Below are 22,648 nucleotides of genomic sequence, written 5' to 3' on the forward strand. Positions count from 1 at the left end.
ATTCAGTTCATGCTGGCCGACATGGGCATGAAGCTCGAGGCGGCCCGCCAGCTGACCTACGCCGCGGCGGCCAAGAGCGAACGCGGCGACGCCGACCTGACCTACTTCGGCGCCGCCGCCAAGTGCTTCGCCTCGGATGCCGCGATGGAGATCACGACCGATGCGGTCCAGCTGCTCGGCGGCTACGGCTACACCCGTGACTACCCGGTCGAGCGCATGATGCGCGACGCCAAGATCACCCAGATCCACGAGGGCACCAACCAGGTGCAGCGCATCGTGATGGCGCGGCAGCTCCTCAAGGACTGAAGTGCCGAAACACATCCCCAGAACGGCACGACGGGGTGACGCCCGAAGCGCCGCCCCGTCGTCGGTGGATTGTCAGTTGAAGAAGGTGTTGCGCAGGGACCACTTCTGCGCGTCCGAAAGGACGTAGGACCAGGCCTGCACGTTGGCGATCGGCCCGTTGAACTGGTTTCCCGTGTCGTCGTAGCCGATGGAGAGCGGCGCGGTCGTTGCGGGCTCTCGTTCCGGCATGGCACAGACGTCGGCCAGTGGGTCGTCGCATCCGTTGACCCAGTCGATGTTGTCGTACCAGAGGATGGTGAAGTTGAAAGCGTCCAGGTTGGCGTTGTATTCGATGACGAAGCCGGTCCACTGGTTGAGCGATTCGGTGGCCGGCTCGGTCATGAAGCGGCCGGGATCGCCGGTGTGGTCGGTGATCAGCAGGTTCCACTCGTTGTCGGTGTGGTTGTACCAGAGGCGGACGCCGCGGCCCGTCCCCGAGTCTTGGGAGAAGACCGTCTGATCTTTGGTCGTGTCGGTCAGCTTGGCCCATAGTGTGTACGTGTAACTCCGCGAGGTGTCGACTGGCGGCCCCTCGGTCTGTACCCCGCCCGTGGTGCCCGGCGATACGGCCGTACCGAAGTGGTCGGCCGTGACCCACGACGCGTCGCCCTCCAGGTCGGCCGGGGTGCCGCCGACGGTCGGATCGCCGCTGAGGGTCGGGTTCACGCTGTCGCTGGCCGTGTCCGAGACGAACGTGGTCTCGGGGTCGTTCGCCCCGTCGTCGAGCGCCCAGGTGTCGTGCGGCCCCTGGTACGCGTTCACCATGCGCGCGAACCCGTCGTCGAAGATGTTGACGTCGTCGAGCGTGTAAACCGGGTTGGTCGTGGTGCGGCCGCTGTCCGGGTCGGTCACGCCGATCGCCGCGTCCGTGTCGACGTAGTACATGGCCGGGTCGGGCGCCTCCTTGAGCCATCCGTTGACCGCGGTGCGATCGTCGTCGGCGGTCGCGTCGCAGGGGTCCGCGTTGGGTGACCCGCCGCCCACGAAACCGGTGCAGGGCTGCATGCCGAAGCTGACGACGTCGGTGTTCTGGCCGTTGTAGAGCCCGGTCTCGGTGTATCGGAGCAGCTGGGAGTAGGCGTTCTCGACCTGGGTCTGGGTGTCCAGGGCGACGCCGTCCTGGGTACCGGTGATCTTGTTGAGGACGTCCTCGAGCCCCTCGTCGAGGACCGAGACAGCCAGGTTCGGTTCGTCGAGGAGGTCCCGGTCGACGCGGGTCAGGGCCGAGGGCATGTAGGTGCCGCGCTGGTTGTCGACGGTCAGGTACTCGCCGTCGATGCCGGAGGTGACCACCGCGTACGGCCGGCCGCTGGTCGGCGCGACCTCGGCGACCTGCTCGCCCACGTCCGAGGCGTCGAATTCGATGGCGGTGTTGGTCTGATCCGGGTCGATCACCGCGTTGCCGTAGACGACCTGGGTCGGCGTGTCGCTCGTCAGGACGTCGACATTGGTCAGGACCGCCGTCATCGCGTCGTCGTAGGCACCGTCATCCTCGAACAACTCGCCGTCGGTGTCGGTCGTGCTGTCTCCCGAATTCTGCGGTGCGACCCAGGTCCAAGCGGTGCCGTTCACGTACGGATTGCTCGCCACGTAGTCTGGCGCATTGCTGATCGCGATGGACACGCTCAGCATCGTCTGGACGCCGACCGTGAACGGCACCGGATCGCTGTAGACCATGCCGCCGATGGGCACGGTCACGCCGGCCTTGCCGCCGAACGTCAGGTTGGCAGGTGGCGCGTCGAGGCCGTACGAGTTCCTGGTCGAGTCGCCGACCGTGGCATGACCGATGACGAGCGGATAGCCGTTCATCGCGTTCTCCAGCTTGACCCGGACGGTGTCGCCGGTGACCGCCGGACGGATCTGGGTACGGATCGTCGTGTTGTGGAAGATGCCGCCGAGCGGTTCCACCTCGGGATTGGCCCACAGACCCGACCAGGTCTTGCCACTCGGTGCCGCGCTCGTGCCGCCGCCCACGGTCGCCGTGCCGACCGTGGTGTTGCGGGTGGCCATCGCGAAGATGTGGAGCCGGCCACCGGGCCCGGCGGCCACGTCACCGATGTCGGGCAGCGTGATCGACTGCACCGTCTTGCCGGCCAGCAGCGGCACCGAGAACGGGAACAGCTTGGGCTGCTCGTGCGCGTTGGTGACCTGCCCGGTCGGGGTGTTCCAGTGGGTCAGGTTGACGGCGGCGAGGTCGGACTGGCCGGTGATCCAGTCGGGCACGGTCAGGAAGTAGGGCCGGATCGTGCCGTCGGTGTAGGTGATGGTTCCCTGCGCCGGGCAGTACGCCGACGGATCGTCGCCGGAGAAGCAGTAGCTGCCGGTCACCGCGGTGCCCCCGGGGACGAACGGTGCCGTGGCGTCGCTGTCGATGACGCCCGGGTCGGCGAACTCGGCATCGGTCGACGTGGCGAGGAACTCCAGCGCCGACAGGCCCTTGCCGGGTACGGCATAGCTGTAGGCGACCGTCTGGTTCGCCGCCAGGACGTTGTCCTTCTGCCCGGCACCGAACGCCGGCAACGTGAAGGTGGCACCATCGACCGTGACATGACCGCCGGACGGCCAGCCCGCGTTCGTCAGGTCGGTCGCGGAGAACGATCGGCCTACCGTGTCGCCGCCGCCGAGCTTCATGTTCGAGTCGGGCGTGATCGAGGTGTTGTTGAGACACGCGGCGAGGCTCGCGCAGGTGGTCGACGGGTCCCCGGCCGCGATGAACCGATAGGCCTGAGTGGCGGAGACGTCACCGGCACCGTCGACCGCCATCGCATAGAGGGTGTGGGGGCCCGGGGCGCGCGGGGTGACCGTGACCTTGGCCGCGTTGCTGGTCGCGGTCACCACCTCGGTGGCCGGCGGGTTGGTCGAGCTCGGCGCGATGTCAAGGTTGTAATAGAACTTCGTGCTGGCGGTTCCGGTGCTCGCCAGGCTGAACTGGCCCGCCGTACCGGATTGCGCCCCGGTGGCACCGCCGCCGTCGATGTTGGGGAAGACGTTGTTGACCGACGTGATGGTCGGCTCGTTGGGCGCCGTCGGCTCGGCGGTGAAGTGGCAGACCGGCGACCAGTCCGAATAAAGGATTCCGTCGAAGACGCGCGCCTGCCAGTCGACCGTCTTGCCGTTGGTGAGGGTCTTGATGAACGTGCTGGGCAGGCTATATTTCGTGGTCGATCCCGACGCCATATTGTCGCCGGACAGCGCGGTCGTCGTCGTGGTGGTGCCGTCGACCCAATACTTGAACGAGGTCTGCACCGAGTCGCCGTCCGGGTCGCTGACCTTGGCCGACAGGGCCGGCGTGTTGGTCGCGAGGGTCTTGCCGATGAACGGATACGGCGCGGTCGTGTCGCATCCCGCGTTGTTGGCGCCGGTGACAGCGTTCAACTGGGTGGTGCCAGGCGTAGCCGGCTTCCGGTCGAACGAGATCTGCAATGTCGGGTTCTTGGTGAACCGCTTGAAACCGTTGCGGCTCTTGCTCTTCTCGGCGGCGTCTTCGGCCAGAGCCACGGTGAGCGTCGGCCAGCTGCCGTTGGCCGCCTGGGTCATCAGCGACGTGACCGTGAACCCCTTGCTGACCGTCCCGTTGTTTGGGCAGTACGTCGGGTTGTAGCTCTCACCAAAGGTGACGCCGGTGTTGAAGCTTCCGGCGTACCCGGGCTGGTTGTTCCAGTCGGTACCCGAGTTGATCGCTCCCGCCCAATGCAGGTTGACCGTGGCATTGGCGGTGTCGCCGCAGGTGGCCGAATACATCTCGGTCGCGTTGACGGTGGCCAGGTTGATCTTCGATCCCCAGATCGCGGTGGGCAGCTTCCACTGGTAATAGGTGCGCATCGTGCCCTCGCAGCCGCTGTTCCACAGCTGCATGCCGACCGCGAGATAGCCGCTGTCACCCGCGTCACCGGAGTTGTTGTACAGCGACACGTGGTTGCACGGGCTGCCCTGCTTGACCTCGTCGAATGCCGGGGCCGCGCTCGGTGCGGCGGGATGCCAGTTGGCGGTCGGATCGATGTAGAGCGGGTAAACCGCGTGCGGGTCGGCGAGGAGCCCGGCGTCCGGCGTGAGACGCAACGAACGGCCGTCGTCCCGCACGCCCACGCCGGCCACCCGAGCGGCCGCGCCGGGGTGATCGACGTCGGACTGGTCGGGAACGGCCTGGTGGGTGACCGTCTTGACCGCAGGGCCATGGCCGGAGTCCCACATGATCGCCGAGGAGGTCTCGAGCACCGCGCCGGAGGCTCCCCCGGACACGGCGAAACCGTTCTCGGCTTGGGCCGTGCGGCGCGTCCCGCCAGTCACCTTGGAGGTCAGGGTGAGGCGGGCGAGCGCGGGATTCCTGGCCGCGGCGGCGTTGTGGACGACGAGGACCTCGTGGAAGCCCCCGGCTTCGGTCGCCGACACGACAAGGTCGACGCCGGGCAGCACTGAGTGGTAGGTGGCGCTGCTGCCCGAGACGCTGGGCGAGGGAAGCCGGCCCGGCCACGACAGGGCGTACGTGGTCGGGCCGGAGGTCGTGGTCAGCAGGGGCCCGCTGCCGCCACCGCTGAACCGGACGGTGCCGTACGCGGTGGCTTTCGGAGACACCGAGCCATCCGCATCGGCGTGCAGCGTCGTGTCGATCTTCACCCACTTGTCGCGCTGCTTCGTGCGTACCGGAACCGGGTTGGCCGTGAGGGTGAGGCCGCCGCCGGGCTGTGCCATCACCTGATCGGTCTCGGTCGTCATGCCCGCCACCGCCACCGGCTTGCCGATGGTGTGCGCCTCGACCGCGGCGGCCTTCATGGCGGCTTCGTCCCGATCGGTCAGTCCCTGGTCGTCGCGGAGCTTGGCGAGTCCGGCCGGCTGCGCGGCCGCGGCGGGCGCTTTGGCCGGCTTGGGCGGCGTTCCCTTCGGCTGCCGCTTCGGCGGTCCGGCGAGACGTCCGCCGACCGTCTTGCCGCCCGGTGATACCGGCGCCGCCTGAGCCGGTGAGGCTGCCCCCAAAGTAGACGCCAGCAGCACCGTTGCGCCGAACACCACGAGGGCCGAAGGCCCGTCGCGACGACTTCTACGTCCGGTCACGTTTTTCCTCTCATTCGTCTACGCCCAGGCATGACGACGACACCCCCGGTTGAGCGCAAGGTAGGTCCCTTACCCGGGTTGCACAAGACCGCTGAATTGACCCTTGCCTAAATACCGAAGTCAGAGGATTGGCGGTCGGCGAAAACGTCCTTTCCCTCGTCCTTTTACATCATCAAACCGCCCAAAGCTTCTAATTCTGGTTCGTCCAAAATTACTTTCCGTGATTCACGCTCGTCCAAGTCTCGGAGCCCCGGAACGGCCTTTCCTGAATAGGCGGACGGTGATACCGTCGCGGCGCTTGCCGAGATTCGGCGGCACGGGGGAGGCATTGTGTCTCAGGCGCTGAACCGCGCGCAAAAATGGCTGTCCAGCATTGCGGGAAAGGCCTCGAGACGACGGCGTGCCGTGCTCGCCGCGATTACGACCGCGGTACTGGTCGCCAACGTCATCACCGTCGCGCAGGCGCCGGCCTTGGCGGCGCCAGGCAAGCCGCCGCCGCTGCCCAGGCAGAAGTCGGTGCCGGTCACCGCGGTGGCCCTGCGCTACCGGGCACCCCGCGTCATGCCGAAGTGGGTCGCCCCCAAGGTCACCCTGCCGGCCGGCAGCGCCGACGTGGCGATCCCCTCCGGCTCGACGTCCGACGCCGAGGCGGGCACCTTGCCGGTCTGGGTCGGTCACTCGCGCACGAAGGCCGGCGGGAACCCGGACACCGTGCACGTTCAGATCGCCCGGCCCGCGGCGGCGTTGGCTGCCGGGGTGCACGGCGTACTGATGTCGCTGGCCGGCGCTTCCGCTGACCGCGGCACTCCCGTACACGTACGCCTCTCGTACGGCACCTATGCCGCCGCTTACGGCGGTGATTGGGCCGGTCGGCTGCGCCTGGTCGCCCTGCCCGCTTGTTCGCTCACGACGCCGGCGACGGCCGCGTGCCGTACGCGTACGCCGGTGAAATTCACGCAGGACCGTAAGTCGCAGACGCTGCAGGCCGACGTCGCGATGGCGCCGACGGCGGTGCTGGCCGCCGAGGCCGGCGCGAGCGGCGACGGCGGGAACTTTGCCGCGACGTCGATGAGCCCGGAGGGTTCCTGGCAGGCCGGTGGCAGCACCGATTCCTTCGCCTACCAGTACCCGTTCACGCTGCCGACCGTGCCCGGCGGTCTGGTGCCGACGCTGAAATTGTCATACAGCTCGGAAGTGCAGGACGGTCTGACGTCCTCGCAGAACTCCCAGGCGTCGGTGGCCGGTGACGGCTGGTCGTTGAGTTCCGGCTTCATGGAACGCTCCTATGCCTCGTGTTCGCAGAACCCGGCCGGCGCGACGAAGAGCGGCGACAGTTGCTGGTCGGACGACAACCAGCTGACGCTGTCGCTGAACGGCCAGAACAGCACGATCATCCTGGACGACAACGGCGGCGGCTACCACGCCGAATCCGATGCCAACGAGAAGATCGAGCGGCTCACTGGTGCCACGAACGGCGCCGACGCCGGCGAGTACTGGCGGGTCACCACCAACGACGGCATCCAGTACTACTTCGGCCTCAATCATTTGCCCGGCTGGACCGGTGACAGCACGCCGGCCACCAACTCGGTGCAGACCGAGCCGGTGTTCTTCACCAAGTCGGTCGCCGACCGGCCGTCCTGCTACGACGCGACGTTCGCAAAGTCGTACTGCCAGGAGGCGTACCGGTGGAACCTCGACTACGTCGTCGACCCGCACAAGGACGTGGTCTCGTACTTCTACGCGACCGAGAGCAACGAGTACTCGCGGGACAACGGCTCCACCGCGAACGCGACCTACTCCAACGGCGCCCGTCTGGTGAAGGTCCAGTACGGGCAGCGCGACCAGCAGGTCTACACCACGACCCCGGCCGGCGAGGTCGATCTCGGGTACAACGGCCGGTGCAGCACCTCGGACAGCGGGTGCGCGGTCAAGACATTGTCCTCCGACACTGCGAGCAAGTGGCCGGACGTGCCGTACGACCAGCACTGCGACGATGGGGCCTCGTGCGCCAACGTGACGCCGTCGTTCTGGACCGAGTACGAGCTGACCAGCGTCCAGACCTCGGCCCTGGTCGGCGCCGGCCTGAGCCCGGTCGACTCGTGGGCGCTAAAGTATTCGTTCCCTTCCACCGGTGAACAGCCCGGCACGCCGCAGACCGCGCCGGCGCTGTGGCTGGACTCGGTCACGCACACTGGTCAGGACGCGAACGGGGGCGGCGATCCCACTCCGGTTACCCTGCCGCCGACCGTCTTCACGGGGCAGGCGATGGCGAACCGGGTTGACCTGACCCGCGGCTACATCCCGTTCACCCGCCACCGGCTGAAGACGGTCACGACCGAGTCCGGGGCGACCATCACGGTCGACTACTCGTCGGCCGTCTGCAGCACCTGCACACCGGCCGATCCGTCGCAGAACGCGACCCTGGCCTATCCGGTCTACTGGACGCCGCCGACCGAGACCGCGCCGATCCTCGACTACTTCAACAAGTACATCGTGGCCGCGGTCACCGAGGACGACCCGACCGGAGGGTCGGCGAACGACGTCGTCGTCACCCACTACACCCCGGTCGGCAGTCCGGCCTGGCACCACAACGACAGCCCGCTCACGCCGGCCGCCTCCCGCACCTGGGACGACTTCCGCGGCTACACCGGCATGACGGTCACCAAGGGCACGGCGCCGGAACCGGTCCAGAAGGTCACCACGAGCTACTTCCGGGGCATGGGCGGGGCCATCAGGAACAGCCGCGACAGCGCGACGTTCGTCGACGCTGACCGCTACGCGGGTATGGAGTACGAGGAGCAGGACTTCAACGGCGGCGACGTGGTGAAGGACACGATCACCATGCCCTGGAGTTCGGGTGTCCTAGCCACGCACCAGTTGTCCGGAGGACTCCCGGCCCAGCAGGCCTTCCACACCGGCACCGCCTCGACCCGCATCTACACCCCGCTCGCCTCGGGCGCGGTGCGAGAGACCGAGTCCGACAACAGGTTCGACGACGCCGGCCGGGTCGTCCAGACCGACGACCAGGCTGACATCGACGTCGGTACGGACGACACGTGCACCACCACGTCGTACGCCTCGGGCGCCGCCGGAATCCTGACCGACGCGTCCGAGGTCAAGACGGTGGCGGTGCGCTGCGGCGCCACACCGGACTACCCGGACGACGCGATCTCCGACGTGCGCACGTACTACGACAACTCGACGACTCTGGGCGCGGAACCGGCGGCCGGCGACGCCACCCGCACCGACGTGGTCACCGCCTACACCGGTTCGACGCCGACGTTCACCACCACCGCGTCAGCGACGTTCGACCAGTACGGCCGGACGCTGACGGCGACCGACGCGGCGAACCTCAAGAGCCGGACCAGCTACACGCCGGCCATCGGTGCGAACCCGACGTCGACGACGACCATCGACCCGATGAACCTGTCCACCAAGATGACGGTGGACCAGGCCCGTGGTCTCACCCTGACCACCACCGACCCGGCCGGATACGTGACCAGCGAGCAGTACGACGCGCTCGGGCGGGCTACGGCGATCTACAAACCGGGATCGACGGCCGGGACGCCCAGCATCAGATTCGAGTATCACGAGCTGAACAACGCTCCCAGCACGATCGACACGTTCACGCTCGCCAGCGACGGACAGACCTACCTCGACTCGAGGGTCCTCTACGACGCGATGTTGCGTTCGCGAGAGACGCAGACGCAGACCGCCGACGGAGGCCGGGTCGTCGCCGACACCGTCTACAACACCGACGGGCTGAAGTCCGAGGACGCCGGGCCGTATTACAACTCAGGCCCGGTCTCGAGCAAACTCGTGCAGGCGCAGGCCGGCGATGCCGGACCGGAGACCGGGTACGCGTACGACCAAGCCGGGCGGCTCGTCAGCGAACAGGCCTACTACGACGGCACACCGACGTGGGAGACGACCCACGCGTACGGCGGGAACTTCGTGACCACCGTTCCCCCGCCCGGCGGCACCCCGACCACGACCGTGACCGACGCACTCGGCAACACCACCGACCAGATCCAGTACCACAGTGGCGTACCGGTCGACTACCTGCACGACCCGGCGTCCGACTACGACGACACGCACTACACGTACTTCCCGAACGGTAAATCGGCGACGATGGCCGACGCCGCCGGCAACAAGTGGTCGTGGAAGTACGACCTTGTCGGTGACGTCGTCGAAGCGGACGATCCGGACAGCGGCCGGAGCACCTACACGTACGACACCGATCGTCGCGTCAGCACGGTGACCGACGCGCGGAAGCGTCAGACGACCACGAACTACGACCACGACGGACGTAAGACCGGAGTCTGGGACACCACCTCCACGACCGCGCTGAGCACGAGCAACCAACTGGCCGCGTGGACGTACGACACCGCCGGGAAGGGCCTCCCGTATTCGTCGACGTCGTACTCAGGCGGTGACGTCTATACCGACACGATCAGCAAGTACAACGGCTTCGGCGGTCCGGACACCGAGGTCGTGAAGCTCACCGGGGCCGACGCCGCGCTCGTCCCGGCGACCGGATACACGACCTACTACCGCTACACCGCCAACGGCGCGCCCAAGGAAATCTGGGACCCGGCCGCCGGCGGCCTGCCACAGGAAACTGTGACCTACGGCTACAAGACCGGCGATCCGACCGGGGTGGTCACCTCGCTGAGCAGTTCGGCGTGGAACTACGTCTCGGCGATCGGCTACTCCGAGTACGGCGAGCCGCTTCGGTTCACGCTGCCCACGGCCGGCGGCACGATCTGGCAGGACCGTAGCTACGACGGCCAGACGCACAACCTGACCGACATCAAGATCACCGACTCCGGTACGTCGGGGACCGTCGACGACCTGGCCTACACGTACGGCAACTCCACCGTGTCCAAGGGCACCGGCCTGGTCACCAGCATCGTCGAACAGCGCGATTCGGGCGCCACCGTCGACACGCAGTGCTACACGTACGACTACGCCGCCCGGCTCGATCAGGCGTGGACGGCGACCGACGGATGCGCGACCACGCCGACCGGCACGGCCCGATCGACGGTGGGCGGGCCGGTCAGCCCGTACTGGCAGTCCTGGACGTACGACAAGGGCGGCAACCGGAGCACCCAGACCGACCACTCCCCGACCGGCGTCGCGGGCGACAAGACCACCACTTACAACTACCCGGCGGCCGGCACGTCCCAGCCGCACACGCTGACCAGCGCGGGTGGTGCCAGCTACGCCTACGACGCCTCGGGCAACACCACGACCGTCGTCGGCGGCCCCAACGGCAACCAGGCGCTCAACTGGACCACCGCGGGCAACCTCGACACCGACACCACCACGGCCGGGACCACCCAGTACGTCTACGACGCCTCCGGCGATCTCGTGGTGCGCCGCGACCCGGCCGCGGCGACGCTCTACCTCGGCGACACCCAGGTCGTGCTCGATCGCAGTGCCAACACGACCAGCGCCACCCGCTACTACTCGGTCGACGGCACGACGATCGCCTCCCGGACATCCAGCAACAAGCTCACCTACCTCGTGTCCGACCGGCAGGGCACCACGCAGACATCACTGGACGCCACCACCCAGGCGGTCACCCGCCGTTCGTTCCTGCCGTTCGGGCAGGTGCGCGGGGCAACACCCACCTTCTGGGCCGGCGACCTCGGCTTCCACTCCGGGACCAACGACACCGTCACCGGTTTCGAAAACCTGGGCGCCCGCGAGTACGACCCGTCGACCGGTCGGTTCCTGTCGGTCGACTCGGTGCTCGACGCGGGGAATCCGCAGCAGATCAACGGCTACGACTACGCCGACAACGACCCGATCACCCTCTCCGACCCGCTCGGCACCGACCCTTGCTGGGCCGGCGGCGACGGCTGCTCCGGAACCGGCCATGACGTCACCGACTCGAGCGGCCGGTACTACCCGACGGTCGAAACCCGCGACGCGGCCCTCGGCAAGGCCGGAGGCAAGAAGGGCCACAGCAACGAAGGCAGCAAGAGTACGGACCGCCCGAACGGCCTCACCACGACGCACAACAGCGACGGCTCCCTCGAGATCGAAAAAGTCCACATCGACCCGAATTACGTCAAGGACCCCGACGAGTACGCGGCGATGGTCACCGAGTTCTACTACGAGGGACTGGCCCGCGGCACCAGCGACAACACGCTGACCCTGCTCAGCTCGATGTACCTGGCCTGCCAGAGTTCAGAGGGCGTCTGCACCCCGTCCTTCTCGGCCGAAATCCACGGAACGATCGCGACCCGGGTCATGAGCGACCAAGGCTGCCACGACGACTGCCTTAAGAGATACGAATTCACGGTCGCCGTCGTCCAGAGCATGATCGGCAGCGCCCAGGAAATCCGATCCGAGGGCGGCCCACGAACGGTAGAGCAAGAATCCGAGGACGAGGCCGAAACCAGCCTGGTGGACGGCGCCGACGGTAAGAGCCTGATGTGTGGCGGCGAAAGCTTCACCGCCGACACACCTGTCCGGATGGCCAACGGCAGCACGAAACGTATCGACCAGGTCAAGGTCGGCGACCGGGTGCTCGCCACCGACCCGGTAACCGGCAAAACGTCGGCACAGACGGTCACGGCCGTCATGGTCCACCACGACACCGACCTGGCCGATCTGGTGGTCATAGATCAAACGGGCCGTACGACATCCGTCCACACGACCATGAACCACCCGGTCTGGGATCAGAGCAAGCGTGCATTCGTCGAGACCGGCCGACTGGCTGCTGGTGACCAGCTCCGAGAGCTGAACGGCCGGGTCACCGTACTCGCCGTGGTCCCGCTGATCGGCGGCGAGGACATGTACGACCTCACCGTCGCGACAGTACACACCTTCTATGTGCTCGCCGGCAACGTGCCGGTCTTGGTGCACAACACGTCGGGCTGGTGTATTCCTGAATCTGAGCGCGTCGGGGAGGCGGATCTAATCGCCGAGGGGCACGCAGGATCAAAGCATGCGGGAGACTTTCCTGGAATGTCCGTCAAAGACCTCGAGGGCCACGTGCGCCGAACGATGGAGGATCCGGCCCGCGTCAAGAATCTTGAAAGAGGACGCAAGGCTTATCAGGGGAAAGACGGGTCGACGATCGTCATTCACGATCCGAATAGCCCAGACGGAGGAACGGTGTTCCGGCGTGATCCGGCTACAATCGATGAGTATTGGGAAGATGATCTAAATTGATTCCAGAAGCGTCGTTTGTTCCGAGTTCTCTACTTACTGCTGGTGAGATAAAACTGCTGCGGAGGGCGCTGGCGGAGTGGGGTGGGCCTGCGCATTGTAGCGATGAAATGGCCTTCGGTATGGGATTCGCGTCAGAGGCTGATTTGTTGGATAAATGCGCATCCTTCAAGGCGTCGCTAGTTAGCGATACATCGATATCTCCGGCGGATTGGGCTCGTATACTGCTCGCAGCGGAGGTAGTCTTCATCAGTGACATTTCCGGTTCTGGCATCGACTGGCAGACGACCACCGGATTCACTGATGTCGCCACCGTCGAAACTCTACGTTTGATTCAGCGTAAGTTGGTGCGGGTCATTCGTGCATATTATGGGAGAAGGCCTTCCGGCTGATGGGATTTCGTTTTCTGTTTTGGGTGCAACGCTCCAGGTTGGCGGGTCATGGGTGGCCGAGATCGGGGCTCATTGCGGAGGGCCAGAGGGCTTCGGGCTACTTTGCCGTGTGTGTTGGCGGGTGCTGAAAGGCCTGGGCATGCTCTTCCGTTGCTGTCGCGGCTGATGTCAGTCGATCATTTTGATCGAGAGTTGTCGATTTATTCAGTTGGGTGTCGGGCACGCCTATTGCTGTGGCCGGTCTATCATGTCGTGCGCGCGTGGCCGTAGGCCGTGGCGCGTGCGCACGGCCCGGCTTCGGCCGGGCCGTTTCTTGATTTTGTATAGCTTTCTTAGCCAGACTTCCCGATCTTAGCCAGACTTCCCGATCGATAGTGGTGCGAATGCTTCCAGGGTGAACTCTTCGGACACTCGTCGCCGCTCGGCTCTCGTGGCGGCAGTCGGTGGCGCGGCGTGCTGGGTGGGCGCCGTAGGATCTGCGCCGGCCAGACGCCAATCCGGCCGCGCGAGTAGTTTCTCTGCGCGGGAACGCGCGACACGGGAGTGAGCGCACGGATCTGTCAGTGCGTTCAGGCCGGGTCGAGCCGTATGGTCGTCGCGGTGGCCGGGGTCCGGGTCATTGCCTGGGTGTAGGAGGAGTTGCCGTACTTGCTGCGGTACGCCTCATCGATCTGCTCGTTGACGGCGGGGTTGTCGTCGGTGGTGAAGCGGACCTGGTGGTGTCGCCCGTGCGCGAGTACGGAGCCGGTGCCGTGGCGGCGGGCCCGTCGGTACCAGATGCCGGCTTCGCCTTTCCAGGACCGTACGTACAGATTGTCGTCGACGGAAACGATCCAGATCGGTGTGCGCACGTCGGGTTTGCCCGGCGCGGGTACGACGATGTCGATCTCTCCGGTGTCGGCGAGCTGCCGGATGGTCGTGGTTTCCCAAGTCATGACGGTCGCCTTCCCAAGATCAAGCTTGTGGGTGCGGATGCTCATTCGGTCGCCGGCGTTGCCGGCTCGGTGGTCGTGGCCGCCCAGCTGGCTAGCAGGCGCAGGGTGTCGTGGGCGGGTGTGCCGGTTTCGGCGCTGTAGGCGGTCAGGGTGAGCCCGGGGTCGGCGGGTAGGGGCATAGCTTCGAAGGCGAGGTCGAGGCGGCCGACGACGGGATGGTGGAAGTGTTTGACGCCGGTGTGGTGCAGGCGCACGTTGTGCGCGGCCCAGCGGGTGCGGAAGTCGTCGCTGCGGGTGGCGAGCTCACCGACGAGGTCGGTGAGGTCTTTGTTGTACGGGTCGCGGCCGGCTTCGGTGCGCAGCAGGTTGACGGTGGTGTCCGCGGCGTCGCCCCAGTCGGGATAGAAAGTTTCGGCGGCCGGGTCGAGGAAGCAGAACCGGGCCAGGCTGACCGGCCGCGCGGTGGTGGTGAACGCCGGTGAGTAGAGCGCCTGCCCGAGCGGGTTGATGGCGAGGATGTCCAGCCGTCCGTTGCGGATAAACGCCGGCGCGTCGGTCATGGCGTCGAGCAGGCTGCGCACCCCGGGCCGGATCTGCGGCCTGGCCGGTCGTCGCGGTCGGGTGCGGGGGCTGGTGTTGGCGGCCCGGGCGAGATCGTGCAGGTGGGAGCGTTCGGCGTCGTCGAGTTGCAGGGCGCGGGCGATGGCGTCGAGCACATTGTCGGAGACACCGGAGAGGTTCCCGCGTTCGAGGCGGGTGTAGTAGTCGGGGCTGACACCGGCGAGCATCGCGACTTCGGCACGACGCAGCCCGGCGACGCGGCGGGTGCCGCCGAAGTTCGGTAGCCCGGCCTGCTCGGGGGTGAGTTTGGCGCGTCGGCTGGCCAGGAATTCGCGGACGTCGCCCTGGGTGTCCATGCCAGCCACCGTACGGGGCTCGGCGTAGGGCAGAGGGGTTCTGTTATTACCTGCTAAGCCAAGCCCTCCCACCCGCCGCGTTCGGCGCGTTGCATGGGGGAGGTAAACCCCGTCGTCGGCGAACGTTTCCGCTGGCCGAAGGCGGTCTCGAGGATCAGGGAGCACGTGTTTCTCATGGCGGCAACTTCGGAGCACCGGGCGGCAGGGCGCACGCTGGCGATCGCGGCGGCCGGCAGCTTGCTGGTGCTGGTCGCCTTTACGACCCCCTTGGCGACGCTGCCGGCCACCGCCGCGGGTGTGCACGCCGGCCCGGGAGCGCAGGCGTGGATCTTGAGTGGGATGAGTGTGGGCTGCGCGGCCGGGCTGCTGTCCAGCGGTGCGCTCGGGACGACTACGGGCGCCGGCGCATGTTCTTGGCTGGCGCCGTGATTCTCGCGGCGGGCTCGCTGCTGGCTGCGGCTGCTCCTGATGCGTTGCTGCTGGTCCTGGCCCGTATCGTGCAGGGCCTGGGTGGTGCCGCGGTCGTGGCCTGCAGTCTGGGCTTGATCGGCAACGCCTACCCGGAGGGCCGTGAGCGGGCCCGGGCGACGGGGATCTGGGGTGCCGCGCTCGGTGCCGGCGTGGCGATCGGCCCGTTCCTCGCCCTCGGCCTGCAGGCCACCGCCGGCTGGCGCTCGGCTTACACCCTCACGGCCGCGCTTGCCGTGGCGTTGGCCGCGTGCGGCCGGTCGGTGCTGGCTGAATCGCGCGCCGTCCGGACCCGGCCGGTCGACGTACTCGGAGCGGCGCTGCTCGCATTCGGGTTGTCGGCGTTGCCGGCCGGGCTGGTCGAGGGCCGCGGCGGTTGGGCACGGCCGGCCACTGGGTCTGCTGCTGCTCGGCGCGGCGTTGATCGCCGGGTTCGTGGCGGCGGAGCACCGGGGACGGCATCCGATGCTGGACCTTTCGCTGTTACGGCGGCCGGACTTCACCGGCGCGCTGGTCGCCGCCGCGGCCACCGGGGGTCCTGTCGATCACTTCGTACACACCGATCATCGTCGAGCAGGGCCTGGCCGGGTCCGCGCTGGCCGGAGCGTCGGCGATGCTGGCCTGGTCGGGTCTGAGCGCGCTCACCCCGCTGACGGCCCGGTGGCTGTCGGCCCGCATGACACCGCGGACGCAGCTGCTCGCGGGCCTGCGTTACGTGGGCTCGGCGATTGACCTCGCCGTGGTCTCGATCACCGTCACCCGCGGCGGCCACGACCCAGCGGCCGTACTGCACGGCTGGAGCGTCGCGGTGCTCCTCACCAGCGCGTTCTCGCTGCTCGGCGCGCTAGTCGTGCTGCTCACCCGGCAGCGGGCCACTGCCGCTGAACCCGTCCACGCCCGCGTCTGGGCCGCGTAGCCGCCCAGCGGCGGGGGACGCGCCTACTCCTACACACCGAAAAGAGGCATTCATGGAACTGCTACCGGTACGCCCGACCGTCAAGACGCCCGCGGAAACGTTCACCGGCGACGTCTACCTGACGCCCATCTACACCGGGACCGGTCCCTCACGGATGACCGTCTCGCTGGTCCGGTTCACGCCGGGCGCCCACACCAACTGGCATCGCCACGCCGTCGGGCAGACGTTGCACGTCACCGACGGTGTCGGTCTGGTCGGCACCCGCGACGGATCCGTACTGCGTATCCACGCCGGTGAGACCGTTGTCTGCCCGCCGGACGAGGACCACTGGCACGGCGCCGCCGCCGACATGTTCATGAGCCACTTGGCGATGCTCGAGGCCCAGCCCGACGGCGGTGACCCCACCACCTGGCTCGAACCGGTCACCGACGAGCAATACCAGCAAGCCAACAAGCACTGAAGGAGCATCATGCGTGGAGTTGTCCTGCACGCCCCCGGCGACGTCCGGGTCGAGAACCGTGAAGACCCGCGGATGGAGCAGCCGAGCGACGCGATCATCCGCGTCGCCGCCGCCTGCGTCTGCGGCTCGGACCTGTGGCCCTACCGCGGCATCGAAGCGGTCAACCAGCCGACGCCGATGGGTCACGAGTACGTCGGCGTGGTCGAAGAAGTCGGCGCCGAGGTGACCACCATCAAACCGGGTCAGTTCGTCGTCGGCTCGTTCTTCGCCTCTGACAACACCTGCGAGATCTGCCAGGCCGGATATCAGTCCCGCTGCGTACACGCCGAACCGGTCGGCGCGATCGGCACCCAGGCCCAGTACGCGCGGATCCCCCTCGCGGACGGCACCCTGGTCGCCACGCCCGACCAGCCGACCGACGATCTCATCCCGAGCCTGCTCGCGGCCTCCGACGTGCTGGGCACCGGCTGGTTCGGTGCCGTCGCCGCCGAGGCCGGACCCGGCAAGACCGTCGTGGTCGTCGGCGACGGCGCGGTCGGCCTGCACGCCGTGCTCGCCGCCAAGTACCTCGGCGCCGAACGGATCATCGCGATGAGCCGGCACGCCGACCGGCAAAAACTCGCCCTGGAATACGGGGCGACCGACATCGTCACCGAACGCGGCGACGACGGCGTCGCCAAGATCAAAGAACTGACGAACGGGCTCGGCGCGCACTCCGTCGTCGAGGCCGTCGGCACCCAGGAATCGATGATGCAGGCCATCCGGACCACCCGCCCCGGCGGACACATCGGCTACGTCGGTGTCGCCCACGACGTTCAACTGCCCGGCGACGAGCTGTTCTTCGCCGAGGTCCACCTGCTCGGCGGCCCCGCACCGGTACGCCGGTTCCTGCCCGAACTCGTCGACCTGATCGTCCGGCGAGAGCTCGACCCCGGCAAAGTGTTCGACTTGACCCTGCCGCTGGAGCAGGCCGCCGAGGGCTACCAGGCGATGGACCAGCGCCGCGCCATCAAGACTCTCCTTCGCCCGTGACAAGGACCGACCCTATGACTACGACTCCTGACCGGCCATCTTCGGACCAGCTGAGCCCGCAACACCAGGCCACCGCCGCCATCGGAGCGTTCGCCGCCACCGGCCGACTACCGCACCTGCGCGACGCGCTCACCGAAGGCCTAGACGCCGGGCTCACCGTCAACCAGATCAAAGAGATCCTCGTCCAGATGTACGCCTACGCGGGCTTCCCGCGCAGCCTCAACGCCCTCGGCGAGTTCATGTCCCTGCTCGAACAACGCCGCGCCGACGGAATCACCGACCTGGCCGGCGAGCAGCCGAAGCCGCTGCCCGTCGGCACCGACATTCTCGAGCGCGGCACAGCCAACCAGACCCAGCTCTCCGGCGCTCCCGTGACCGGCCCGCTGTTCGACTTCGCCCCCGCCATCGACCGGTACCTCAAAACGCATCTGTTCGGTGACATCTTCAGCCGCGACAACCTCGACTGGCAAGCCGCGAGATCGCCACCGTCGCCGCGCTCGCCAGCCTCGACGGCGTCGACAGTCAACTGCGGTCCCACCTCGGCATAGCACTCAACACCGGCCTTGCCCCAGCCCAGCTACGCGCCTTTACCGCCGTGCTCGGCAATCGCCTCGGACCAGAGTCCGGCGAGCGCGCAGCACGCATCCTCGACGACGTCCTGGCGCAACGGGCCTGACCCCGTGCACCGGCCGGGTCGAACCGGCCACGGCACCGCGGCATCCCGCCGTCCCGACCGGCACGACGACGCCCACCGACAGGAGCAGAAATGAAATCGCCGTCATCGGTACCGGCATGGTCGGGCGCGGTCTCGCCGCCGCCCTGACCGACGCCGGTCACGACGTCGTCATCGGGTGACTTCAACATCGCTGTCATCCGCGCGAAGTAGTGGCGCACGCCGCGGCTCCGACCCCGCTCGTACACCTTGAAGGAGGCACCATGCAGACACGAACCCTCGGCCAGGGCCTGCGCGTCTCGGCCATCGGCCTGGGCGCCATGGGCATGTCCCAGAGCTACGGACCCAACCCCGGCGACCGCGACGCCATGATCGCCGTACTACGCGGCGCAGTCGAACGCGGCGTCACCTTCTTCGACACCGCCGAGGTCTACGGCCCGTACGTCAACGAAGAGCTCGTCGGCGACGCCCTCGCCGCGCTACGCGACCAGACCGTCATCGCCACCAAGTTCGGCTGGCGCATCGAGGACGGCAAGTCCGTAGGACTCGACAGCCGCCCCGAACAGATCAGACGAGTCGCCGACGCGTCGCTGCGACGGCTGCAGGTTGACCGAATTGATCTGTTCTACCAGCACCGCGTCGACCCGAACGTACCGATCGAGGACGTCGCAGGTGCGGTCGGAGACCTCGTTCGGGCGGGCAAAGTGGCCCACTTCGGACTCTCCGAAGCCGCCGCGGACACCATCCGCCGCGCCCACGCCGTACACCCCGTGACCGCGGTGCAAAGCGAATACTCCCTATGGACCCGCGACCCCGAACCCCAAGTCCTACCCACCTGCGCCGAACTAGGCATCGGATTTGTGCCGTTCAGCCCACTCGGCAAAGGCTTCCTCACCGGCACCGTCAGCACCGCCACCGAGTTCACCACCGGCGACATCCGCGCCACCATCCCACGGTTCGACACCGACAACCGCGCCGCCAACCAAGCCCTGGTCGACCACATCACCGGCCTGGCAAACGCGAAGGACGCCACACCGGGCCAGATCGCCCTCGCCTGGCTCCTCGCCCAGCAGCCGTGGATCGTCCCCATCCCCGGCACCCGGCGACTCGAACGCGTCGAGGAGAACGCCACCGCCACGCGGGTACCGCTGTCCGCCGACGAGCTCGCCGACCTCAACGAGCTGGCCGCCCGCATTGGAGTCCAGGGCAACCGCTACAACGAGCAGCACCTGGGCCTCGTCGGCAGGTAGACATCTACACATTGCCTCGCACGGGCCAGGGGCGTGGCGAGGCCCGTGCCGTGGCCAGCCATGCCGAGCAGACCGCCCGCTCCATTGCCGATCCGGACCGGCAGGTAAAGGCATTAACCGACCTGGTTCGAGTGGTTGCGGCCGCAGGCAGGCACGAACAGGGGCCAGCCCGATAAGCTGCTGCGGCCACAGCCATCGAGACCCGGAGGCCGCCTTGGAGATCAGGTCCGCCCAGAAGCTGACCTGGGAAAACAAGCTCGCCAAGGGGTTCAACACCAGCGAAGTCCCCTGGAATTCTGCCTGCTGCAAGGCGAGGTGGCCGAAGCCTTCGACGCCTGGCGACGCACACACGACAACCTCGGCGAAGAGCTGGCGGACGTCGCGATTTACGTTATGTCCCTCGCGGAGATGACCGGCGTCGACCTTCAGGAAGCCGTCGAGCAGAAGCTTGCGAAGAACGCCAAGCGCACGTACGTCAAGGATGAGGCATCCGGAACCTTGGTCAAAGCGGGCCTTCCAGACGCCAACAGGTAGCCAAAGGAAGAGCTCGCCTTTCCGCGGCCCAGAAGCCCGGCCGCCAGAAGGTAAGCGGCCGAAATCCTGATCGCCGATGACCTCAAGCCGTGTGCCGTCGGAGACCGGACGACGGCACAGCCACATTGACCACGCGATCTGCCCCCGCGATGCCACATGAAGCTGAGATGAGAAGCTCTCACCTGGACTTGCGGCGACAGTAGGTGCTTCAGGTCCGTCCACTGCCGGTACGACAGGGACGTAGGTTGGGTGCTTGTGTTCGACGAACCGGATTTTGAACTGACGTGGCCGACGCAACTTGTCGGTGTGCGGCCTCATCTCACCGAGCGGGATGCCGAGCAGGGCGAGCAGGTTGCGCCGGTGGGGTCGAAGGGGAAGGCATTTCGCCGACCCGCACAACCCTTGGCAGCGCGGCACGAACGAGATCACCAATGGACTGCTACGCCAATATTTTCCCAAAGGCACCGACATAGCCCGCTGGAGCCGCGACGACCTCGACGCCGTCGCCGCCACCCTCAGCAACAGACCGCGCAAGTCGCTCGGCTGGAAACGCCGGCCGAAGCCATGAACGAACTGCTACCTCCGTCAAGGTAGTGACGTTGCGACGACCAGTTGAAAACTGGAACGACCTCGAACTCTCCCTCGCAACCCTGCGCGCACTGCGCGGAGCCAGGTGGGGCCACGTCAGACCGTCAGAACCAAACTGGACCCTCGGCCTACTCTGCGGCCTCACATGATCTCGGCCTGTCGATGTCATGCGGTCGTGCCGTAGCCGACCGGAGGTAATCCAGGTGATGATGTCCGACTTGGGGGTCACGCCGTCGGGGTCGACGTAGACCCAGTCGTCGATCATGAACGAGGCCACCCGTTCCGGGTCGTTGGCGACAAGCGCCTGGTCCCACGCCGCCGACAGCGCGCGAACGTCAGGCTCTGAGCCCATCGTGCGATCGTATCGACTTGGGCGCGCCGCGTGGCGCGCCGGCTCGTATTGGCAGCCCGCGGCCAGGATCGCTCCAGGTTGATGACTGGCATCGACGGTCAGCAGCGCGTGAGTCCCGGTGCAGTGTTCGGCCGCGACGAGCGCGCGGGCGTCCGACGCGCCGTCACGGTGCGGACAACGAACTTGCCGAAGACGCCTCCCGGGCCGGGCCGCTCACACCCGTACTTTCCTCGGCCTGACCCGGGTGCCGATCTTCTGCCTGACCGGCACCCGTACGTCATCGGGCCCGATGGGCGTCAGCCGTTGACGAAGGCGTTCGCGGCGGAGATGCCCTTGCTGTCGATCGCGCTGTTCGACTCGACCGGGCTGGGCACTTTGCCCGGGAAGACGATGTAGGTTACGCCCGAGTCGACGCCGCCGGTCTCCGGGTTCGAGTCGATGCCGAGCGCCTTCGCGGTCGCGTACGACGCCTCACCGATGATGTTGCTGGGCCCTTCGTCGGCGAAAACGGCGTACACGACCTTGTTGTTGTAGATGATGGCAGCGACGCTGCCCGGCTTGATGCCGTTGCTGCTGTAGCTGAACCGTGAGCTCGGCAGCGGGATGACGAAATAGTGCGTGCTGTCGGCCTGGAACGGCTTGCCCTTCGACGTCTCGAACGAGGTCTCGTCTTGATACCAGGGGTCGGTGTCCTCGTTGCAGTTCGCCGTGCTCACGCCGTCGCAGTCGATGTCCATGTCGGCCTTCCAGAAGAACGCCGAGCCCTGCTTGCAGATGTTGACGGTCGACGACTCGCCGTCGTCGGTGGCGTACTTGCCTTTGGAGACCACGTTGCAGGTCTTCACCTTGGCGAGCAGAGCGGCGGCGCTCGGGCCGCTCGCCGCCAGCGCTGGCGTAGTGGCGGTGAAGGTTCCGGTCAGTACGGCGAGTCCGACGAGTCCTGCCTTGAGCGTGCGGTTCATGTGCTCCTCCGAGAGCTGGCAGCCGGTGCCAGGACTGTTAGGTAACCTGCCTGACAATTAGGTGCTGCCGACCGTATCGACCACGGACGATGCGCACAAGGATTGATCCCGGCCTATTTCTTTCACGATCTGTCTACGTAGCTGGATGGACTCCGGTAGCTGCATTGACGGACATGATGGTGAGAGTTAGCTTGGCCTTGCTTAGCTTCCACCACTACGAACGCCGTCTATATATGTGGACACAAATGGAGCCGCAAATGCGTACGCAAGCGGTGGCGGCGTCGTTTGCCGCCCTGGTCGCCGCGGCGGGCGCCGCCCCGCCCCGCCGCCCCGCCTCCGCCCCGGTCATGACGCCGGCGACCGCGGGCGGCAGGCCGGTGTCGATCCACGGTTCGGCCCGGGTCAGTGCGGGCGCGCCGGACCAGGTGCTGTTCGGACAGTACGAGGCGGTCAGATTGCGCAGGGCGGAGCTTGGCCGGCGCCGCGACGGCGACCAACGACCGAACAATCCGTTGCATGTCTCCGACCCCCAGGGGAAGGCGCAGTCGTCGAGGGTGCGGACCGCGGACGGACCCGGCGTGGCGGCCTCG

General features: G+C 67.2%; 14 protein-coding genes and 2 pseudogenes. 11 read left to right on the forward strand and 5 right to left on the reverse strand.

Features of this window, described 5'->3' with window-relative positions; genetic code table 11:
• Positions 1-306, forward strand: a 306-nt coding sequence (locus tag AB0M88_RS36630; protein ID WP_364110423.1) for an acyl-CoA dehydrogenase family protein, incomplete at its 5' end; no start/stop codon positions are given.
• A gap of 72 nt (positions 307-378) precedes the next feature.
• Here AB0M88_RS36630 and AB0M88_RS36635 read toward each other — a convergent pair.
• The gene (locus AB0M88_RS36635) at positions 379-5,394 is read right to left on the reverse strand and encodes a LamG-like jellyroll fold domain-containing protein (protein ID WP_364110424.1); all 5,016 of its coding nucleotides are present in this window, start codon (positions 5,392-5,394) and stop codon (positions 379-381) included.
• A 405-nt stretch (positions 5,395-5,799) separates the two neighbouring features.
• On the opposite strand from AB0M88_RS36635, the gene AB0M88_RS36640 reads away from it, so the two are divergent.
• Positions 5,800-12,582, forward strand: coding sequence for a polymorphic toxin-type HINT domain-containing protein (locus AB0M88_RS36640; RefSeq protein WP_364110425.1), 6,783 nt, complete (start codon positions 5,800-5,802; stop codon positions 12,580-12,582).
• Positions 12,583-13,540: 958 nt separating this feature from the next.
• On the opposite strand, the gene AB0M88_RS36645 is transcribed toward AB0M88_RS36640, so the two are convergent.
• Both AB0M88_RS36645 and AB0M88_RS36650 read right to left on the reverse strand, forming a co-directional pair.
• Positions 13,541-13,906, reverse strand: a complete 366-nt coding sequence (locus AB0M88_RS36645) for a DUF2255 family protein (RefSeq protein WP_364110426.1) — start codon at positions 13,904-13,906, stop codon at positions 13,541-13,543.
• Positions 13,907-13,947: 41 nt separating this feature from the next.
• The gene (locus AB0M88_RS36650; protein ID WP_364110427.1) at positions 13,948-14,823 is read right to left on the reverse strand and encodes a helix-turn-helix transcriptional regulator; all 876 of its coding nucleotides are present in this window, start codon (positions 14,821-14,823) and stop codon (positions 13,948-13,950) included.
• A gap of 174 nt (positions 14,824-14,997) precedes the next feature.
• Here AB0M88_RS36650 and AB0M88_RS36655 point away from each other — a divergent pair, with 174 nt between their 5' ends.
• From AB0M88_RS36655 to AB0M88_RS36695, 9 genes and pseudogenes are all read left to right on the forward strand, one after another.
• Positions 14,998-15,252, forward strand: coding sequence for a hypothetical protein (locus AB0M88_RS36655; RefSeq protein ID WP_364110448.1), 255 nt, complete (start codon positions 14,998-15,000; stop codon positions 15,250-15,252).
• Entirely contained in the window at positions 15,231-15,926 is a 696-nt protein-coding gene (locus AB0M88_RS36660) for an MFS transporter (RefSeq protein ID WP_364110447.1), read from the forward strand. Before AB0M88_RS36655 ends, AB0M88_RS36660 begins: the two co-directional genes overlap by 22 nt.
• Entirely contained in the window at positions 15,905-16,207 is a 303-nt protein-coding gene (locus AB0M88_RS36665; protein ID WP_364110428.1) for a hypothetical protein, read from the forward strand. The genes AB0M88_RS36660 and AB0M88_RS36665 overlap by 22 nt, the downstream gene beginning before the upstream one ends.
• Before the next feature lie 52 nt (positions 16,208-16,259).
• On the forward strand, positions 16,260-16,667 hold the full coding sequence (locus AB0M88_RS36670) for a cupin domain-containing protein (protein WP_364110429.1): 408 nt from the start codon (positions 16,260-16,262) through the stop codon (positions 16,665-16,667).
• Between the two features lie 9 nt (positions 16,668-16,676).
• The gene (locus AB0M88_RS36675) at positions 16,677-17,699 is read left to right on the forward strand and encodes a zinc-dependent alcohol dehydrogenase family protein (protein WP_364110430.1); all 1,023 of its coding nucleotides are present in this window, start codon (positions 16,677-16,679) and stop codon (positions 17,697-17,699) included.
• 14 nt (positions 17,700-17,713) lie between these two features.
• Complete coding sequence (locus AB0M88_RS36680) at positions 17,714-18,247, forward strand: carboxymuconolactone decarboxylase family protein (RefSeq protein ID WP_364110431.1); 534 nt, start codon at positions 17,714-17,716, stop codon at positions 18,245-18,247.
• 388 nt (positions 18,248-18,635) lie between these two features.
• On the forward strand, positions 18,636-19,622 hold the full coding sequence (locus AB0M88_RS36685; protein WP_364110432.1) for an aldo/keto reductase: 987 nt from the start codon (positions 18,636-18,638) through the stop codon (positions 19,620-19,622).
• 315 nt (positions 19,623-19,937) lie between these two features.
• Complete coding sequence (locus tag AB0M88_RS36690; protein ID WP_364110433.1) at positions 19,938-20,156, forward strand: MazG-like family protein; 219 nt, start codon at positions 19,938-19,940, stop codon at positions 20,154-20,156.
• Between the two features lie 379 nt (positions 20,157-20,535).
• Positions 20,536-20,724, forward strand: a pseudogene (locus tag AB0M88_RS36695) (IS30 family transposase); the annotation flags it as partial.
• Between the two features lie 171 nt (positions 20,725-20,895).
• Here the strand turns inward: AB0M88_RS36695 and AB0M88_RS36700 are convergent.
• Positions 20,896-21,096, reverse strand: a pseudogene (locus AB0M88_RS36700) (DUF4440 domain-containing protein); the annotation flags it as partial.
• A gap of 296 nt (positions 21,097-21,392) precedes the next feature.
• Positions 21,393-22,058 (reverse strand): glycoside hydrolase family 75 protein, encoded by a 666-nt coding sequence (locus AB0M88_RS36705; RefSeq protein ID WP_364110434.1) that lies wholly within the window; start codon positions 22,056-22,058, stop codon positions 21,393-21,395.
• Positions 22,059-22,648 lie beyond the last annotated feature (590 nt).

Source organism: Actinoplanes sp. NPDC051411 (genome assembly GCF_040682075.1).
Lineage (GTDB): Bacteria > Actinomycetota > Actinomycetes > Mycobacteriales > Micromonosporaceae > Actinoplanes.

Bases quoted from the DNA above. Each gene is read 5' to 3' on its own strand.
- AB0M88_RS36645 (WP_364110426.1), bottom strand. From the start codon at position 13,906: ATGACTTGGGAAACCACGACCATCCGGCAGCTCGCCGACACCGGAGAG.
- AB0M88_RS36665 (WP_364110428.1), top strand. From the start codon at position 15,905: ATGCTGGCCTGGTCGGGTCTGAGCGCGCTCACCCCGCTGACGGCCCGG.
- AB0M88_RS36685 (WP_364110432.1), top strand. From the start codon at position 18,636: ATGCAGACACGAACCCTCGGCCAGGGCCTGCGCGTCTCGGCCATCGGC.
- AB0M88_RS36670 (WP_364110429.1), top strand. From the start codon at position 16,260: ATGGAACTGCTACCGGTACGCCCGACCGTCAAGACGCCCGCGGAAACG.
- AB0M88_RS36675 (WP_364110430.1), top strand. From the start codon at position 16,677: ATGCGTGGAGTTGTCCTGCACGCCCCCGGCGACGTCCGGGTCGAGAAC.
- AB0M88_RS36660 (WP_364110447.1), top strand. From the start codon at position 15,231: ATGTTCTTGGCTGGCGCCGTGATTCTCGCGGCGGGCTCGCTGCTGGCT.
- AB0M88_RS36705 (WP_364110434.1), bottom strand. From the start codon at position 22,058: ATGAACCGCACGCTCAAGGCAGGACTCGTCGGACTCGCCGTACTGACC.
- AB0M88_RS36650 (WP_364110427.1), bottom strand. From the start codon at position 14,823: ATGGACACCCAGGGCGACGTCCGCGAATTCCTGGCCAGCCGACGCGCC.
- AB0M88_RS36680 (WP_364110431.1), top strand. From the start codon at position 17,714: ATGACTACGACTCCTGACCGGCCATCTTCGGACCAGCTGAGCCCGCAA.
- AB0M88_RS36655 (WP_364110448.1), top strand. From the start codon at position 14,998: ATGGCGGCAACTTCGGAGCACCGGGCGGCAGGGCGCACGCTGGCGATC.